At 62.5% G+C, this 15,984-nt stretch carries 19 protein-coding genes; 9 read left to right on the top strand and 10 right to left on the bottom strand.

From position 1 onward, the window contains the following. The first annotated feature begins 120 nt into the window (after window positions 1-120). Window positions 121-954 carry an AraC family transcriptional regulator gene (locus tag ACOCG7_RS01190; protein ID WP_114164007.1) on the top strand — a complete coding sequence of 278 codons (834 nt, stop codon included), beginning with the start codon at window positions 121-123 and terminating at the stop codon, window positions 952-954. A 417-nt stretch (window positions 955-1,371) separates the two neighbouring features. On the opposite strand, the gene ACOCG7_RS01185 is transcribed toward ACOCG7_RS01190, so the two are convergent. Next, on the bottom strand, window positions 1,372-2,271 hold the full coding sequence (locus ACOCG7_RS01185) for an SDR family oxidoreductase (protein ID WP_421376520.1): 900 nt from the start codon (window positions 2,269-2,271) through the stop codon (window positions 1,372-1,374). A gap of 100 nt (window positions 2,272-2,371) precedes the next feature. Here ACOCG7_RS01185 and ACOCG7_RS01180 point away from each other — a divergent pair, with 100 nt between their 5' ends. Next, window positions 2,372-3,262, top strand: a complete 891-nt coding sequence (locus ACOCG7_RS01180) for a helix-turn-helix transcriptional regulator (RefSeq protein ID WP_421376518.1) — start codon at window positions 2,372-2,374, stop codon at window positions 3,260-3,262. Here ACOCG7_RS01180 and ACOCG7_RS01175 read toward each other — a convergent pair. Next, window positions 3,259-3,816 (bottom strand): intradiol ring-cleavage dioxygenase, encoded by a 558-nt coding sequence (locus ACOCG7_RS01175; protein ID WP_421376516.1) that lies wholly within the window; start codon window positions 3,814-3,816, stop codon window positions 3,259-3,261. The genes ACOCG7_RS01180 and ACOCG7_RS01175 overlap by 4 nt on opposite strands. A 372-nt stretch (window positions 3,817-4,188) precedes the next feature. On the opposite strand from ACOCG7_RS01175, the gene ACOCG7_RS01170 reads away from it, so the two are divergent. The 5 genes from ACOCG7_RS01170 to ACOCG7_RS01150 all read left to right on the top strand — a co-directional run bounded on the left by ACOCG7_RS01170 (window position 4,189) and on the right by ACOCG7_RS01150 (window position 9,266). Beyond that, window positions 4,189-4,467: a hypothetical protein gene (locus tag ACOCG7_RS01170; protein WP_421376514.1), complete on the top strand. Its 279-nt coding sequence runs from the start codon at window positions 4,189-4,191 to the stop codon at window positions 4,465-4,467. 23 nt (window positions 4,468-4,490) lie between these two features. Then, window positions 4,491-6,572, top strand: a complete 2,082-nt coding sequence (locus ACOCG7_RS01165; RefSeq protein WP_421376512.1) for a ferritin-like domain-containing protein — start codon at window positions 4,491-4,493, stop codon at window positions 6,570-6,572. A gap of 13 nt (window positions 6,573-6,585) precedes the next feature. Then, window positions 6,586-7,539, top strand: coding sequence for a DUF692 domain-containing protein (locus ACOCG7_RS01160; protein WP_421376510.1), 954 nt, complete (start codon window positions 6,586-6,588; stop codon window positions 7,537-7,539). Beyond that, on the top strand, window positions 7,536-8,360 hold the full coding sequence (locus tag ACOCG7_RS01155; RefSeq protein ID WP_421376508.1) for a putative DNA-binding domain-containing protein: 825 nt from the start codon (window positions 7,536-7,538) through the stop codon (window positions 8,358-8,360). Before ACOCG7_RS01160 ends, ACOCG7_RS01155 begins: the two co-directional genes overlap by 4 nt. 336 nt (window positions 8,361-8,696) lie before the next feature. Further along, window positions 8,697-9,266, top strand: a complete 570-nt coding sequence (locus ACOCG7_RS01150) for an AidA/PixA family protein (protein ID WP_083081967.1) — start codon at window positions 8,697-8,699, stop codon at window positions 9,264-9,266. 323 nt (window positions 9,267-9,589) lie between these two features. Here ACOCG7_RS01150 and ACOCG7_RS01145 read toward each other — a convergent pair whose 3' ends face one another. Genes ACOCG7_RS01145 through ACOCG7_RS01125 form a run of 5 tightly spaced genes read right to left on the bottom strand, consistent with a single transcriptional unit; the run spans window position 9,590 to window position 12,125 of the window. Further along, window positions 9,590-10,369, bottom strand: coding sequence for a CTP synthase (locus ACOCG7_RS01145; RefSeq protein WP_421376505.1), 780 nt, complete (start codon window positions 10,367-10,369; stop codon window positions 9,590-9,592). Continuing rightward, window positions 10,366-10,809, bottom strand: coding sequence for a GNAT family N-acetyltransferase (locus tag ACOCG7_RS01140; protein ID WP_421376503.1), 444 nt, complete (start codon window positions 10,807-10,809; stop codon window positions 10,366-10,368). Before ACOCG7_RS01140 ends, ACOCG7_RS01145 begins: the two co-directional genes overlap by 4 nt. 5 nt (window positions 10,810-10,814) lie before the next feature. Next, window positions 10,815-11,243 (bottom strand): VOC family protein, encoded by a 429-nt coding sequence (locus tag ACOCG7_RS01135; RefSeq protein ID WP_421376501.1) that lies wholly within the window; start codon window positions 11,241-11,243, stop codon window positions 10,815-10,817. Then, window positions 11,240-11,743 (bottom strand): helix-turn-helix transcriptional regulator, encoded by a 504-nt coding sequence (locus tag ACOCG7_RS01130; RefSeq protein WP_227470507.1) that lies wholly within the window; start codon window positions 11,741-11,743, stop codon window positions 11,240-11,242. The genes ACOCG7_RS01135 and ACOCG7_RS01130 overlap by 4 nt, the downstream gene beginning before the upstream one ends. Then, window positions 11,730-12,125 (bottom strand): lysozyme inhibitor LprI family protein, encoded by a 396-nt coding sequence (locus tag ACOCG7_RS01125; RefSeq protein ID WP_421376499.1) that lies wholly within the window; start codon window positions 12,123-12,125, stop codon window positions 11,730-11,732. The genes ACOCG7_RS01130 and ACOCG7_RS01125 overlap by 14 nt, the downstream gene beginning before the upstream one ends. Before the next feature lie 153 nt (window positions 12,126-12,278). On the opposite strand from ACOCG7_RS01125, the gene ACOCG7_RS01120 reads away from it, so the two are divergent. Both ACOCG7_RS01120 and ACOCG7_RS01115 read left to right on the top strand, forming a co-directional pair. Further along, a complete protein-coding gene (locus ACOCG7_RS01120; protein WP_073429720.1) occupies window positions 12,279-12,764 on the top strand; it encodes a GNAT family N-acetyltransferase in 486 nt (161 codons plus the stop codon). Between the two features lie 58 nt (window positions 12,765-12,822). Continuing rightward, window positions 12,823-13,152, top strand: a complete 330-nt coding sequence (locus tag ACOCG7_RS01115) for a low molecular weight protein tyrosine phosphatase family protein (RefSeq protein WP_143326530.1) — start codon at window positions 12,823-12,825, stop codon at window positions 13,150-13,152. A gap of 21 nt (window positions 13,153-13,173) precedes the next feature. Here ACOCG7_RS01115 and ACOCG7_RS01110 read toward each other — a convergent pair whose 3' ends face one another. The 3 genes from ACOCG7_RS01110 to ACOCG7_RS01100 form a co-directional block, all read right to left on the bottom strand. Continuing rightward, a complete protein-coding gene (locus ACOCG7_RS01110) occupies window positions 13,174-13,752 on the bottom strand; it encodes a flavin reductase family protein (protein ID WP_083081962.1) in 579 nt (192 codons plus the stop codon). A gap of 170 nt (window positions 13,753-13,922) precedes the next feature. Beyond that, the gene (locus ACOCG7_RS01105; protein WP_073429740.1) at window positions 13,923-14,255 is read right to left on the bottom strand and encodes a hypothetical protein; all 333 of its coding nucleotides are present in this window, start codon (window positions 14,253-14,255) and stop codon (window positions 13,923-13,925) included. A 222-nt stretch (window positions 14,256-14,477) separates the two neighbouring features. Further along, complete coding sequence (locus tag ACOCG7_RS01100) at window positions 14,478-15,950, bottom strand: PLP-dependent aminotransferase family protein (RefSeq protein ID WP_421376496.1); 1,473 nt, start codon at window positions 15,948-15,950, stop codon at window positions 14,478-14,480. Between the last annotated feature and the right edge of the window lie 34 nt (window positions 15,951-15,984).

The following is a 15,984-nucleotide window of genomic DNA, read 5'->3' as shown; positions in this document are numbered from 1 at the left end:
ACCAAGGCTCATGCCCGCCGCGGCGGCTCAAGATCGAGGTTTGCCGTAAAACCGCAAGCGCGATCAAATGGGCCGGTTCGCGGCTGGCTATGCTGGCTTCGTGCTGACTTGAGACCCGATATGAACCCCGTTGGAAAGGCGCTCTGGTTTATCGAAAGCCACTTTGCCGGCGAGTTGACGCTCGACGATATCGCCAACTGCGGATGCGTGTCGCGCTTTCATCTGGCGCGCGCTTTTGAAGCGGCTACGGGGCTTTCGGTCATGCGCTACGTTCGCGCGCGCCGTTTGAGCGAAGCGGCGCGCCGCCTCGCCAGCGGCGCACCCGACATCCTGGCGGTTGCCCTCGACGCCGGTTACGGTTCTCACGAAGCATTCACGCGTGCGTTTCGCGAGCAATTCGGCATCACACCCGAAGCGCTGCGCGCGCGTGGTCATCTCGACACTATCGTCATCGTGGAGCCGATCAAAATGGACGAAACCCTTCTCACCCATCTGGAACCGCCGCGCTTTGAAGACGGCAAAGCGTTTCTCGTCGCGGGCCTCAGCGAACGGTATACGAGCGAAACCTCCGCCGCGATTCCGTCGCAGTGGCAGCGCTTTAACGACTGGTTCGGCAAAGTGCCGGGACAGGTTGGCAACGTGGCGTATGGCGTCTGCTACAACGCCGACGACGCCGGCAACATCGACTATTTGTGCGGTGTCGAAGTGAACGACTTTTCGGCGCTGCCTGCGGAGATGAGCCGCTTGCGCATTGCCGCGCAGCGCTATGCGGTGTTCAGCCACCGCGAGCATATCTCGACGGTGCGGCGCACCTGGAACACGATCTGGAATCAGTGGCTGCCGGCATCGGGACATATTCCCGCCGATGCGCCGAACTTCGAGCGCTATGACGAGAAGTTCGATCCGGTCAGTGGAATGGGTGGGCTCGAGATCTGGTTGCCGTTGAAGGCTTGATTCGAGGGTGGCCGGCTTGCCTTTGGCAGTCGCCGGAACGATCCACTGGAACCATGGCGAAACTGCCGCCTTCACGGCCAGTCCCGCCGAGCGCGGCGAGTAGGTATGAGCGAGCGCACGCTGGCGCGCGTGCTCACCCGTCAAACGGGCATGAGCTTCGGCCGCTGGCGACAGCAGCTACCGCTCATGCTGGCCGTGAGATGGCTGGGCGCGGGGGCATCGTGCAGCAGGTGGCCGACGACCTCGGCTATGAAAGCGCAAGCAGCTGCGTCTCGATGTTCCGCAAAAACCTTGGCTCCCCGCCCGCGCGCTATATGTCGGAGCGTGCGTGATAGGGAGCGGCTTCGAGCAGACGTGAGCGAAGCGCGGCGCCGAATGCCAGGTTGCGGCAGTCCGGGCCGACAGCGATGGCCGAGGCTACGTCAACACTTCGACGTAACGCGCTTCGTTGAGATCGGAGATGAGCGTCGGGCCTGTCGGTTGCCAGCCCAAACGCGCTTGTGTCTGCGCACTCGACGCCGGCATATCGAGTGCCGCGAACATCGCCATCCATCCGAAGTGCGCCTGCACTTGCTCGCGCGCGATCGACACGACCGGCATCTTGAGGCCGCGCCCTAACGCCTCGGCAATCTCGCGGGCGCTCACGCCTTCTTCGCCGACCGCGTGATAGCGCGCACCGCGTTCTCCCTTCTCGATCGCGAGCCGGTATAGCCGCACGACGTCCGACAGATGCCCCGCGGGCCAGCGGTTACGGCCCTCCTCCACGTAGGCGCACACGCCTTTCTCGCGCACGATCTGGATGAGGGGCGTGATGAGGCCCTGGCGGAACGGGTTATGCACTTGCGGCAGGCGCATCACCGAGACGTTGACGCCTGCCTCCAGCAGCGCATTGCTGGCCAGCTCGCTGGCGAGGCGCGGATTCGGGTGCGCGGTGTTGAACACGTCCTCGGTCGCGGGTTGCCCGTCGCCGCGGCTGCCAGCGCCCGTGCCCGAGGTGACGAGCAGCGGACGATCGGAGCCGGCCAGCGCCGAGCCGAGAGCCTCGATCGCGCGCTTGTCCTTCGCGCAGTTGTCCACGAAGTGCGAGAAGTCGTGGTCGAACGCGAGGTGGATGACGGCGTCCGCCTTCGCGGCGCCGCTGCGCAGGCTGTCGGTGTCTTCAAGCGTGCCGCGATGGACTTCGGCGCCCGCCGCGTTCAGCGCTTGCGCGCCCGCATCGGATCGTGTCATGCCGATCACCTGATGACCGGCTTCGATGAGTTCGGGCACCAGAGCCGAGCCGATGAAGCCCGTTGCGCCCGTCAGGAAGATACGCATCGTGAAGTCTCCTTGGGTTAATCACCCCGGCACTATGCGATCATCCGCTATCCTGTTGAAGTAGTGACGTTATCCCGGTAAAACGACTAACAGGCTCAGCATGTCAGTGAACGCCGCCCAAACGCTCGGGGACTTTTTGCGCAGCCGTCGCACGCGGCTCGATCCGGCCAGCTTCGGCTTCTCGGGCCGCAGGCGCACGCCCGGACTGCGCCGCGAAGAAGTGGCTCAGCGCGCCAACATCAGTTCCACCTGGTACACCTGGCTCGAACAGGGCCGCGGCGGCGCGCCTTCGGCGGTGGTGCTGGAGCGCATCTGCGCAGCGCTGATGCTGACGGATGCCGAGCGTGAACACCTCTTCATGCTGGGCCTCGGGCGGCCGCCGGAAGTGCGCTACCGGTCCGTCGATGGCGTGAACCCACGGTTGCAGCGCGTGCTCGATTCGCTCGACGCCAGCCCGTCGATCGTCAAGACCGCGACCTGGGACGTGGTGGCGTGGAATCAAGCCGCGGCCGTCGTGCTCACCGACTACAGCACCCTGCCGGCCGGCCAGCGCAACATCTTGCGCTTTCTGTTCGGCGACCCGGCCGTTCGCGCGAAACAGCACGACTGGGAGAGCGTCGCGCGCTTCGTCGTGGGGACATTCCGCGCGGACGTGGCGCGCGCGGGGCTCGCTTCTGAAGTGGGCGATCTCGTGGACGATCTGCGCCGCGCCAACCCCGACTTCGACCGCATGTGGCGCGAAAACCAGGTGCTGAGCCACGGGGATGGCGAGAACGTGAAGCGCCTGCTGCATCCCTCGCTTGGGTCCATCGAGATGGAGTATTCGCTGTTCGCTGTCGATGGTCGGCCGGACCTCAGCATGCTCGTGTACACGCCGCTGGACGCGCTCACCGCGGAGCGCATCCGCGCCGCCGCTGCGCAACGTCGATCGATGGCAGCGCAGAAAGCCTCGACTCTCAACGCGCCGCGGCTTCACGACGGCTTGCGCTAGGTGAACGCGAGCACGAAATCGAACCGGGCCGACTTTCGCTCGCCGTCGTCGTCGATCGTCATCAGCAGCCGGCCATCGAACAGGGAATCGCGAGCATTGCGCCGCTCGCCGGGAAAGTACAGTTGGGTGGTGAGCATCGGCCCGTTGGGCGGCTGCACCGTCACATGGAAGTGTCGTGTGCGTCCCGGATAGAGCCCCGGCACGATGGTCTCGAGGCGGTAGCGTCCCTCGTTGTCGGCGAATTGATGGCCGCGCAGCCGGAACCCGTCGACGTCGTACTCCCCGGCGTCATTCGCGTGCCAGAAATCGAGCAACGCCCCGGACACCGCCCTGCATCGTGTCGACCACACCCGTCCGGTCAGGACGATCTTTGTTCCATTGATGCCGGGTTCGAGCAGCGATACGCGTTGCGGCGAGTGCGGCAGGAAGAACGGACCTGCCGTCTGCCGCCGGGTCGGTTCCTGTCCGTCGGTGCAGGCGGGTGTCGCTGACACTTCCTCGGCCCGGCCATGGTTTGCCTTTCCGAGGGCCAACAGCAGCAACGTGGACGGCACCGCAGCCGACCTGCGAAGAAAATCGCGCCGTCCCCGGCTCACGCTTGGTGTGCGCATCGTGACCGCTCCTTGCTTCCCGTCCGATCGGCATGCTGCGCTGCGCACGCTGCCGAACCGACGAGCGCCCTTGCTGGCGCCGTTGCGTTTAACGGAGCACAGCATCCTGTGCCAACCATGGTAGGCCGAAACTTCAGGTCGGCGTGCAAATACATTCTTGCCAACAGGATCCGCGATAGACGGGCACAAACACGTCAGGCGCATTCAACCGATTGATGCAACGCACTAGCGTCTGCGCGAGGCCGTGATAATCGCCTCCCGGTACAGCTACCTATCAATATTGATAGCTACATTTTTATCCCTGTAACGAGTGGAATGGAAATGGCCGTGAGTGTGCGGCTTGGCTCCAGATCATTCAATCCAACACCGGTAACCAGCCTTTATGGTGGGCAAATGCACGGGGATTTCCATCGCCAACGGAATCGGTGCGCTCAGCACTATCGGCTTCGAACGACAGTCAGCAATGTCACCCGCTACGACTTCACCTGGCGGGCGCAAACCAGTCAGACCATCGCGCTGCTGCTACGAGTACGTGGCGGCCCCGTGTCCCTCCCCCATGTGACGGTCAACACGTCGACGAAGAAATCTTCGTGACCGCCCGATCAGGAAAAACGAACATGTCCGAGCACGATTCCAGAAACGCAGGTCTTCCCGTCCGCCCCCTCACCGAAGCAGAGCAACGCCTGGTGCGCCATATCGACGAGCATTGGGATCGCGCCCGCGCATTGACGGAATTGCGCGACGGATTGCAGACCGCCGTCGAGATCGAACTGGCAACGGTGCCGCTCTATCTCTTCGCTTATTACTCGATCAACCGTACCCCTCAAGGATTCCCGGCGACCGATCTGTCCCGCTTCGCCGATCAGGCGGGGGGCATCATGATGAGCGTGGCTGTCGAGGAAATGCTTCACTTGTCCTTGTCGTCCAACATGCTGTTTTCGCTCGGCGTGCAGCCCCAGCTCTATTTGCGCTCGCCCTCGCCGTATCCGACCGATCTGCCCGGTCATGCGAGGCTCGGGCCGGACAGCAAGCCGATGGCCCTTCCGCTGGCCAAGTTCTCGTCCGAGCAGTTATGGCAGTTCCTCGAAATCGAATACCCCGCAGCGGCGGACGCCCCGCCTGAGCTGAATAATTGGCAGACGATCGGCCAGATATATTCGTTTCTGCGCTGCATCATCAGCTCGCGCCACATCACCGACGACGACTTCAAGGCGGGCCGCGCGCCAGCCCAGATCCAGCCGTCCAACTATTCGCCCAACAACATCGACTCGGTGTATCCGACTGCCGGCTTCAATTACGGCTGCCCGGTACCGGCGCCGGTCAACGGCTCGGCGGCCGCCACGGCCGCCTATGCGAGCCGCGGCGATAGCCATGCGAGCCGCAGCGCGCTGATGACGATTGCCTCGCGCGAAAACGCCATGCAGGCGATCCAGACGATCGACGCGGAAGGCGAGGGCTTCGGCCCTCACAAGTTCGACGATCTGTCACACCACGAACTCTCGCATTACTACAAATTCCTGACGCTGCAATCGCAACTGGCCGGCTACGATCCCAAGGACGAGAAGTTGCGGAACATGCCGCCCCCGCCGCCCGCGGCGGCACGTCAGTTCAGCCGGGAAGAACTGGCGAGAATCATGTTCGATTTTCCCGACAACCCGGTTGCCGCCGCCTACCCGCCCGGACGCCGCGAACTCGCCGACATCGTCAGCGGCCTGTACCAGTACATGCTGATCATGACCGAGAGCATCTTCCTCATCGAACCGAGTCAGCAAAAGCTGTATTTCAACCAGACGCTGCACCGATCGATGATCTGGATCCTCGACAAGATGATCCAGGCCATGCGGAAAGTCTCCTTGTACGGCACCGATGGCTACCCGAGTACCCTCCAGTTGGCGCCCACTTTCGAAAACATCAATCTGGGCCCGCGCCACCAGGCCTTCGCTACCCTGGTCGCCATGTGCAACGGCATGAACGCCAAATACGGCAGCGAGTCCTGGTACAGCAGCGACGCGCAATATTTCGTCGAGATGATCCCTTCCTTGCCGGAGGTGAGCGGCCTATGGCAGACGCCGCCCGATCAACCGACATTGGGCACGCCTGGCTGCGACGTCAGTCAATATCAGGGCATTCCGATGTTCACGGAACTGCCGCCCGCGCCCGGCGTACTACTGGCTGGCGAGGTGCGGCACGCATGCATGGGACTGAACCAATGCAAGGGACAAGGCCGCAGCCGCGATAACGAATGCGCCGGCCAAGGCTATTGCTCTACCGCGCTGGAATTCAACTTCGCTGACCCGGCCTCGCCGCTGATATCGGATCACACCTGCCGCGTGCAGAACGCTTGCGCCGGTCAAGGTGGTTGCGGCCTGTATGGCACGGGACACGAGCAGGAAGCGCCGGGCGCGAATGCCTGCGCCACGCAAGGCTGCTGCGCCACGCCGATCAATGCGGAGCGCTTCAGCACCGACGGCCGCAACCGCGGCAAGAGCGTATGGCTGCGTGCGCGCGAAGTGTTCGCCGAGCAAACCTGGCCGGAACTGCGCAAAAAGAACCCGTCGCTGCCGGCCCAGCCGCCTGAGCCGCCGCATGCGGAATTGTTCAAGTACGGTCCGACCATCGAGTGGATCCAGGAATATAGCGGTCATGGCATGACGGCTTGCGGAGCGAGCGGCATGAGCGGCGCGGGTAGCTGCAGCTAAGGAATGCCAGGACATGACTGAACTTCGAGGGGACGCAGCCGGACATCGGCTGGGGTTTGGCGTCGGGCTGCGCAATCAGCATTTCGATCATATTTTGGCAACGCGGCCGCCGGTGGATTGGTTCGAAGCCATCTCGGAGAATTTCATGGATTCGGGAGGACGGCCGCGCGCCGTCCTGCGCCGGATCGCCGAACATTATCCGGTCGCGCTGCACGGCGTTTCGCTGTCGATCGGCAGCACCGACCCGCTCGATCGTGACTATCTGGCCCGCTTGCGGCGGCTAGCCGACGAGGTATCGGCCCGCTGGGTCAGCGACCATTTGTGCTGGACCGGCGCGCTGGGGGTCAACAGCCACGACCTCCTGCCGCTGCCGCTGAACGAAAGGACACTGGACCATGTGAGCGCCCGGGTCGCCCAGGCGCAGGAGTTACTGGGACGGCCGTTGGTATTGGAAAATCCCAGCACCTATGTCCGCTTCCGCCAGTCGACGCTGAACGAGCCGGCCTTTTTGCGCGAACTGAGCCGCGTGACGGGTTGCTGGCTGCTGCTGGATGTCAACAATGTTTATGTCAGTTGCTTCAATGCCGGCACCGATCCATTGGATTACCTGAATCAGTTCCCATTCGATCGCGTCGTGCAATTGCATCTGGCCGGACATCAGCATTGCGGCACCCATATCGTCGACACTCACGATCGTCCGGTTTCCGCGGCGGTGTGGCAACTGTTCCGCCTGGCTTGGCAGCGCAGCGAACAGGCCGCGACCTTGCTCGAATGGGATGGCGATGTGCCTGCCTTCGAGCGCGTGCACGCCGAGTTGATGCGGGCGCGACAGATCATCGATGGCGACGCGCCCGCCGAAGTCGAAGCCGCCCCGCGGCCGCGGCCGGACAGCGCCGAGGCGGTGTCCACGCCAGTCGCGTTCCTGGTGCCCGAGATCATGAGCAACAGCGTCGTGTGCTCGTCATGAGCGTCGACCAAAATCGGCTGGACTCGCTGCAACGCTGGATGATCGAGGCACTGATCGCGCCGGATGGCGTCGACGCCGACACCATCGCCGCCACCTTATTGCCGGGGCCGAAGCTGTCCGCCTCGGCTTGCCTGGCCATCTATCAGCGCAGCTATATCCTGCGGTTGCGGAAATGCCTGGAAGAGCAGTTCCCCGCCAGCTACCACGCGCTGGGGGCGACTCTTTTCGCCGATTTCGCCGACGAATATCTGCGGGCCTGCCCGTCCGACAGCTACACGCTGCACGAGCTCGGCCGGCGTTTTCCGGAATGGCTCGAGGACAATCGCCCGGATCGGGACCAGCCGCCGGAACAACGCGAGTCATGGATCGATTTCATGGTGGACCTGGCCAGTTATGAGCGCGATCTGTATCGCCTGTTCGACGCACAGGGCCACGAGGGACGGCCCTGGCCCGATGTGTCAACCGACGATGGCGCACTGGTCCTCCAGCCTTGCCTGGCCCTGGTCGCGTACCGCTATCCTGTGGCCTGGTATTACCACGAGGTTCGCGCCGGGCGTTCGCCACAGTTACCGGTTGCCATGCGCTCCTACGCGGTGATCCTGCGCCGCGATTTTCTGACGCACACTTATCCGGTCACTCGCCTGCACTATGAATTCCTGTCGCTCGTGAGACGGACCCGGGATCTGCCGGCGTCGGTGGAAGCGATTGCCGCCGAGGCTGGGTATCCCGTTGACGCGGTATGGCGATCCTGGCGCCATGAGGTGCGCCGGCCTTGGATCGAAGCGGGGTTCTTTGTCGAGAGAGCGGTGATCGGGGGCTAGCCAGGGTGTTGAGGTTGACCTCGTGGCGGGGTCATTCTGAACGAAGGCGCAAACGCGCGGCTTTCGCCGCCAAGACCGTCATCTAGCAATCCTTGCATTGATAGGATTGGCCCACTCAGGCTCGCCGACAGAATCTGCTTTGGCAGACAATGCACTTCTCTCGGCCATCGTCCGCATCGGGCTGTAATCGCGTGTAATCGCTTCGTACGCCACTTCCGCTTACGCTGTCAAAACTCCTCAACAAGATTAATTCTTCAGAGAAGATTTTCAATCTAGAAGAGGAGCAGGCGCCGCAAGCGCCTCCACTTGGCACATTATTTTATTTCGGAGTAAATCATGGGACATCGAGAAATTCTCGCTGGCGGGCCGGCGATAATCGAAATTGTCACGTTGTTTGACGTCGAGTTGATTCTGCACGATTACCCGCCCTCGAATAATAAAACTCCTCAGACTGCAACGTGGATCGAACACGGGCCGGCATCAGTGAAATATGCCTATATGGTCGCTCCCGAGGACTATGTGGAGCCTAAAACAAACGCAACGCCGGATATCTCGATTTATGGCCTTACCGGTGATACCGTTCGTTGGCGCGGCCTCTCCTTCAGCGGAAACATCAACCATGCGGGAGCCCTGGTTTCGATTAGGCCCAATGGAACCCCAAGAGTCCTTAAATTCCTCCCGCCCCCGTATGATGTCCCCGGATCTTATTTGGGTTACAACATTGACAAGGGTGAACCTTACGATATTAAGGGTTTTTTGGATAATCGCATCGATGCTGCTGTTGTCGGGACCGGCACAGATCAGTATATCGTGGTGTTTTTGGCAATGGAGGTGGATCGCAGAACGGGGAATATTGGAAAATATGGATATTACCAGTGGGATCCGGAAGTTACCTGCCTCGCTTGAACCGGCGTCCAATTAACGTGAGGGGGGCAAAGATATTTCTCCGACAGTCGTTGAAGAAGAAATCGCCCCCAATTTCGAGTTGATGAGGTTTCCTTGTTAGCCAACCCCGAGCCGATCCAGCAAGTTGGAAATGGAGATCTTTCAGCGGGGTTTTTGCGTCATGGATTTGTGTGGTTTCGAGCCGGGTTTGCGTTGTTCCGAGATTCTGATCGATCCACGCGACCGGCATATGCAACGCAGAGCGATCGAATGGCACTGTCAGAAAGGCACCGTACATTCAACCATCGAACCATACCAACACAAAGACACAAGAACCGCCGAAACTACCGACCCGCCTCACCCGCACACGCCCCCACAAACGCATCGACGAGTGGCGCGGACTCCCCTCTCAAAGCCGCCCGCTCCGGTTGAAAAAGCGTTGCAACGAAGAACGGATGTCCGTCCATCTCGACGGCACGCACATCTCCCCGTTCATCATCCGCGGCGACGCGCAGCGGCCCCGAAACAAGCGACGCTCTGAACTCGGGATTGAGTCCATAGCGGCACCGATAGCCCTCCGAGGTTTCGCTGACTCCATAGGCCGTCGCAACGCGAGTCCCCGGACGCAGCTGGACAAGATCCACAGCTTCAACCAGGGCACACTCAAGTGGCGAAATGACTGCGCGGGTCGCATCTGGCGCTGTCTCAGCATGCTCCGCATCGGTCCAACCGAGAACGTTGCGGGCATACTCAATGACGGCATGTTGAAACCCTCCGCATGTCCCAAGGAACGGAATTGCCGCTTCGCGCGCATGACGAATAGCGAGCAACGCGCCGTCCATGCTCCGGTACGGACTCGCGGGGACGCACCAAATTCCGTCGAAATGGGAAATTCGCAAAACCGAATTGATTTCCCCAGTGTGAACCCATTCAAATTCGATCTCGACTTGCTTCACATCTGCCGCTCGCTTCAATGCAAGCGGAATAGCCTGGTGCGCCGGCACCGAGTGGTCAAAGTCACCAACCAGACCCACCGTGACTGCTTTTCCCATTACCGTTATCCTCCTTGCCTCGTTCGACACCGCCTGGCGGAAGGCCGAGGCAAATATCCGGTGGAAACTCATGCCCGGTGCGGTTCCCGAACATAGTAGATATCCCACTCCGACTCAGTCGTTTTCAAAAACCCGTGTCGTTGATAGAAACGGTTCGAGTCACTATCGCGAAGCGCTCCCAGTCTGATCGAAACCGACTGGGAGTCCGCGTCCGCGAGAATCGCCGAGAGTACTGTCGAACCAATACCTTTGCCCTGGTACTCCGGTAGAACATAGAAATGCTCGAGCAACAGGTGATCGGCCGCGGGCTTTATTTGCACGAAGCCAACGGATACGCCGTCAACCACAATGAACTTGCACAACGCCGAATCGAACGACGACACGAAACGATCGCGTGCACGCCGCGGCTCGAAGCGGCCGATACGCTCAAGGCTCTCTCGCATCGCGTCGATACGCATCTGAACCAGCGTTTCGATGTCGTCGTGCGTTGTGCTCGCGAGCGTCGGGTTCACCTGTCTCATGCCTCGTTAATATTTCCCGCAGCCGCAGCCTGGATCATCTTCCAGCCATTGCCGGCGGGATCGCGGAAACCGGCATCGACGCTGCCGTAGCGGTCCACCGGCTCCTGGGTGAATTCCACGCCGCTGGCCTTCAGCCTGGCGTAGCTGGCGCGGCAGTCGGCCACAGTAAGCACCAGCGGCGGCATGGCGCCCTTCGCGACCATCGCCCGCAGCGTTTGCGCGGTGGCTTCGTCGTGGATCGGCGGGCCCGGCGTGAAAAGACCGAGCTGGAACGAGGGCTGATCGGGATGCTGGACCGTGAGCCAGCGGTAAGCACCGTTGCGCACGTCCGTGTGGACGCGAAAGCCGAGTTTCTCGACGTAGAACGCGAGCGCTTCGTCCTGGTTATCCACGTACAAGCCCACTACATTGATACCTTGATTCATGACACCTCCCTGGTTGATGGGCGGAATGTACCTTTGCCCACGCGGCGGCGCTTCTCCAAAACTGCGGTGGTGAGGTCGGGGCGCTGCGCGGCCCTCAGGACGCAGGCGGGCACGCGGTCGAATTCAGGCATGTCGGCCCGGGCCTCGACGCGCATGGCGCTGGGGCTTCGCCCGGTGATGTCGCGGAAAGTGCGGCCGAAGGTCCCCAAGCTTTCCCACCCGGTGGCGAAGGCAATTTCCGTGATGCTGAGTTCGGTGTCGCGCAGTAAGGTGGTGGCCTGCTCGATGCGCCGCGTCAGCAAATAGCGATGCGGCGGGATGCCGAAGGCCTGCTTGAAGGACCGCGCGAAATGGGCTTCGGACACACCACTGACCGCGGCCAGCCGCTTGACGGGCCAGGCTTCGTGCGAGGCGGCGTCCATGCGGTCCCTGGCGCGTAAGAGGCGGCGCAGCAACGCCGGAGCTTGCAATGCGTCGGCGCCGGCCTCACTGCTGCCCACAACCCACGTCCCCTTCTTCACAATGCAACTGTTCGTCGAGCAGTCTCGTTTGCGCTTGCGTGAGCCGGCTCAAACAGGACGAATGAATCATAGGCTGCGCGCTATACGGCCCAGCCGATGAGCTTAAAAAATCACATTGAGCATCACGATAAGCAACCCACGCGCGCTCGGCCTTCTGCAAGCGCGGCTTGCCCTGCAGACTCACTTTTGCGAGCAGCTTGCCGTAGGTCTCGTTGAGCTTTTTGTCGGCGGCCTGGTAGCTAAGGTCGGCGCAACGATTCAGCGAATTCTGGTCCGACGCCTTCTTGCAATCGATCTTTTCCGCGTAGGCATTGCCGCACAACCACAGAGACGTCACCGCCAGAATCGACACTCGCTTCATAGAAAACCCTCGGGCGTTGTTTCGTCAAATGGAGTGGTGAGCGGCAGTCCGCTCGCCAGTACAGCAGGATAAACGATACGATGCATCTCTGATCCGAAGCCGTCGCGTTTCCGCCAAACTTCGATTCGCCGTTTAACCGATTGAGCATCTACCTTGACTATTCACATCCGCCCCGCTCACGCATCCGACGCCGCGCTGATTCTGCGCTTCATCACCGAACTCGCGGTGTACGAGAAAGCCGAGCATGAAGTCGTCGCAACCGTTCGAGACATCGAGGCCAGTCTGTTCTCCGCAAGTTCAAGCGCCAAGGCTTTGATCTGCGAGATGAACGGCGAGCCGATCGGCTTTTGCGTCTACTTCTTTTCCTATTCGACGTGGCTCGGCAAGCAAGGGCTTTATCTGGAAGACCTGTACGTGTCGCCGACATCGCGCGGCAGCGGCGCGGGCAAACAGATGTTGCGCCACCTCGCCCGCATTGCCTGCGACACCGGCTGCGGCCGCTTCGAATGGAGCGTGCTGGACTGGAACGAGCCGGCAATCGGCTTCTATGAATCGATCGGCGCGAGCGCGCAAAGCGAATGGGTGCGTTACCGCTTGGCGGGGGACGCGCTCAAGGCGTTTGCCGCGGGTGACGCATGAGCGAGGCTCGCGTCCGAACGGATGCATGGCCGCATGGCCGCTCGATCGGTAATCGCCCGTGATACACGCCCTTTTTATCTGCGGCAAGAACCGTCTGCGCAGCCCGACGGCCGAGCAGGTCTTCGCCAGTTGGCCCAACGTCGAGACCGATTCGGCCGGTCTCGGCGCGGACGCCGACGTCGCGCTTTCCTCCGAGCAGGTTCGCTGGGCCGACATTGTCTTCGTGATGGAAAAAGCGCATCGCGCGAGGCTGTCCGCGAAATTCCGCGCATGCCTGAACGGCAAGAAAGTCGTTTGCCTCGACATTCCCGACGACTACGCCTTCATGCAGCCCGAACTTGTCGCCCTGCTGGAACAGAAAGCCGGCAAATTTCTCCGGCGGAAATAGTCGGGACGCGCCAGCCGTCGATTATCGCCCCGCTCCCACCGGCTCCGCCTCGAACGCGTCGCCGGTGGCAAAAAACGTCCCGCCGGCCACGTAATGGCACGTGCGCAGATCGGGATCGTCACCGAAATGCCAGCGGTTGTTCGAATACACGCGACTGTCCGCATACGCGGCCACCACTTCGCCGATGATCAGGTCGTGCCGCTGGCTATCGTCCGGAATCACCTTGCACTCCATCCACGTGATGCAGCCGGCCAGCATCGGCACGTCGATGTTTTGCGCGGGGAACGTTTCGAGGTCGAAGGCCGAGAACTTGTCGAGTTCCGCGCCGGCGTTCGTGCCCACCGCCAGCGTTTGCGCGGCGAATCCGCGGCTCGGCAATTGCAGCCCGAACACGCCGCTCGCCTCGATCAGTTGCCGCGTGAGCGTGCGGCTGTCCACCACGACGACTACCTTCGGCGGATTGAAATCGAGCGGCATCGCCCACGATGCCGCCATCACGTTCGCGCGGCCGCCGTGCGCGCTGGTAATGATCGTGACCGGTCCATGATTCAGCAACTGCGTCGCCCGCGACAACGCCACGGGTTCTCGTGTGACTTTCATACGTCGTTTCCGCTTCAAAGGGATGAAGGCGATTGTAGCGAGGCTGCGCGAAGCGGGTGCGGGCAAGCGAGGGTGCCCAGGCGCTCAAGCGGAAAGTCGGGCAATCAAGGCAGGGATTCACAACGAAGATGCAGGGCGGCAGCCGGTAAGAGCCGCCGCCCAGGCGCGCATCAATGTGGCGCTTTACCGTTGGGTACGGCGTCCAGCGGTTTGTGCTGTTCCTCGCCCAGGCCGGGGAAGAAAGCGTTCCAGGCAGCGCGTACGCCTTGAGCCGCGGTGGCCTCGGCCTGGACCGACTGCGATTCGCCGTCGGCTGCCTCCGAGGGATCGGCGGTCAGGCCGCGCCAGTGCGTGAACGTCAGCAATGGCTTCTCGGTCCATGCGCCGTCGCCAAACTTCGCAAATGCCGTGTCCCCGCTCGTCAGTTGCACCTCGTACCAGCCTTCGCGGACGGGCGTGTGGTCGGCAAGCTCAAACCAGGGGGTCGGTTCGATTTCCTTCATGTCGTCTCCGGTCGGATAAATCGTCATAGATAACCACAACAAAGGCATTCTTCATACTCACGCGACCACGGCCCGAGCGGCGCGCGGCATGTCCGCGCGAAGTTGTGCAGTGCGGTGCGTCGAGTATGACCTGCGGGCGATCCGTCCACGTCGCGCATTTCAGGATAGCCGCGCATAAACGACACGATAGCGCGACATGGGCCACGCGGACAAACGCAAAACTTATCGGCCGCGCCGCGCGATCAATGACAACGTGCGGATGGCCGGCGCCAGTTGTTCGGCGGGCGTATTGCCGTAGCCGATCACCAGCCCGTTGGTCTGCGCGCGCGGCCGCAACGCGAAACCGGACAGCGCGCGCGGGTTGAGCCCTTGCGCAAGCGCGCGTTCAGCCAGCGACCGATCGGCGATCCGCGGCGGCAAACACAGCGTCAGATGCATGCCGCACTCGCCGCCCAGAATGGAAGCCGGCGCGAAATGCGCGGTGAGGGCGTCGCGCAACGCCTGCTGGCGCTCCCGATACAGCCGCCGCATGCGCCCGAGGTGCCGCCCGAACTCGCCGCTTTTGATGAAATGCGCGAGCGCCAGTTGCTCCAGACGATGCCCGCCGCGCAGCATCTCGTGCAGCGCGACGGCCGCGCGCTCCGCGATCGCGCGCGGCAGCACCACGAAGCCGATGCGCAGCGCCGGAAACATCGTCTTGCTGAACGAGCCGACGTAGAGAACCGGCGCGTCGTCGACCAGTCCTTGCATGCTGGCGATCGGCTCGCCGGTGTGCCGGAACTCGCCGTCGTAATCGTCCTCGATCAGCCAGGCGCCGCTGCGGCGCGCCTGCGCGATCAAGTCCAGCCGCCGCGCCACCGACAACACCGCGCCCGTCGGATACTGGTGCGCCGGCGACGTGTAAATCAGCTTCGGCGGATGCGCGGCCCATGCTTTGGGCGGCACGACGATGCCTTCCGCGTCGACCGGCATCGGCAGCGTCGTGAGATCGCCCAGGTTGAAGGCGGCCTTCGCGCCGCGATAACCGGGATCCTCGACCCAGGCGACGTCGCCGGGATTGGTGAAAAGCCGCACGCACAGGCTCAACGCCTCCTGCGCGCCCTCGGTGATCACCACCTGCGAGCCCTCGCAGCGCACGCCGCGCGCCATCCGCAGATGCGCGGCGATCGCGTCGCGCAACGCCGGTTCGCCCGCCGGCGTGCCGTAGCCGAGCGCCTGGGGCAACGCGCGCTCCATCGAACGTTCCTGCGCGCGCCGCCACGCGGACAGCGGAAAGCGGTCCAGCGCGGGCGTGCCGGGCGTGAGAGGAAGGCTGTTGTCGGCCGGGGCGTGCGCCGCCGCGAACTGCCCGACTCGCGCCGCGTAAGTCGCCTCGTAGGCGGCAGGGTTGGCGGACGGTTCGCCGCGCGCAGCGGGGCTCGACAGCGGACTGACGCGGGTGCCTTTCTTGTCGGCCACGACATAGCCGACCGCGGCCAGATGCTCGTAAGCGATCACTACCGTGTTGCGCGAGACGCCCATTTCGGTCGCCAGCAAGCGCGACGAAGGCAGCAGCGAACCAGCCGGCAGACGCCCGGCGAGAATCGCCTGCTGCAAACGCTCGATCAACTGCTTTTGCAGCGGTGCGGTTTTTTCGGCGCTGCGAGCACGATTCGCGGCGGCTGGATTGGCGAGCGGGCCAATGATCTCGATCATCGCGGCTGGACCCATCAAATATGTTTGTCTTGGA

Source organism: Paraburkholderia sp. DD10, from assembly GCF_049177125.1.
Lineage (GTDB): Bacteria > Pseudomonadota > Gammaproteobacteria > Burkholderiales > Burkholderiaceae > Paraburkholderia > Paraburkholderia terricola.
Note: the sequence above shows the minus strand (reverse complement) of the source record. Positions and strands in the feature narration are given on the sequence as shown.

What these genes read in the sequence shown, in the direction of transcription:
- ACOCG7_RS01190 (WP_114164007.1), top strand. Translation starts at nt 121, where the DNA reads ATGAACCCCGTTGGAAAGGCGCTCTGGTTTATCGAAAGCCACTTTGCC.
- ACOCG7_RS01185 (WP_421376520.1), bottom strand. Translation starts at nt 2,271, where the DNA reads ATGCGTATCTTCCTGACGGGCGCAACGGGCTTCATCGGCTCGGCTCTG.
- ACOCG7_RS01180 (WP_421376518.1), top strand. Translation starts at nt 2,372, where the DNA reads ATGTCAGTGAACGCCGCCCAAACGCTCGGGGACTTTTTGCGCAGCCGT.
- ACOCG7_RS01170 (WP_421376514.1), top strand. Translation starts at nt 4,189, where the DNA reads ATGGAAATGGCCGTGAGTGTGCGGCTTGGCTCCAGATCATTCAATCCA.
- ACOCG7_RS01165 (WP_421376512.1), top strand. Translation starts at nt 4,491, where the DNA reads ATGTCCGAGCACGATTCCAGAAACGCAGGTCTTCCCGTCCGCCCCCTC.
- ACOCG7_RS01160 (WP_421376510.1), top strand. Translation starts at nt 6,586, where the DNA reads ATGACTGAACTTCGAGGGGACGCAGCCGGACATCGGCTGGGGTTTGGC.
- ACOCG7_RS01155 (WP_421376508.1), top strand. Translation starts at nt 7,536, where the DNA reads ATGAGCGTCGACCAAAATCGGCTGGACTCGCTGCAACGCTGGATGATC.
- ACOCG7_RS01150 (WP_083081967.1), top strand. Translation starts at nt 8,697, where the DNA reads ATGGGACATCGAGAAATTCTCGCTGGCGGGCCGGCGATAATCGAAATT.
- ACOCG7_RS01145 (WP_421376505.1), bottom strand. Translation starts at nt 10,369, where the DNA reads ATGAGTTTCCACCGGATATTTGCCTCGGCCTTCCGCCAGGCGGTGTCG.
- ACOCG7_RS01135 (WP_421376501.1), bottom strand. Translation starts at nt 11,243, where the DNA reads ATGAATCAAGGTATCAATGTAGTGGGCTTGTACGTGGATAACCAGGAC.
- ACOCG7_RS01125 (WP_421376499.1), bottom strand. Translation starts at nt 12,125, where the DNA reads ATGAAGCGAGTGTCGATTCTGGCGGTGACGTCTCTGTGGTTGTGCGGC.
- ACOCG7_RS01110 (WP_083081962.1), bottom strand. Translation starts at nt 13,752, where the DNA reads ATGAAAGTCACACGAGAACCCGTGGCGTTGTCGCGGGCGACGCAGTTG.
- ACOCG7_RS01105 (WP_073429740.1), bottom strand. Translation starts at nt 14,255, where the DNA reads ATGAAGGAAATCGAACCGACCCCCTGGTTTGAGCTTGCCGACCACACG.
- ACOCG7_RS01100 (WP_421376496.1), bottom strand. Translation starts at nt 15,950, where the DNA reads ATGATCGAGATCATTGGCCCGCTCGCCAATCCAGCCGCCGCGAATCGT.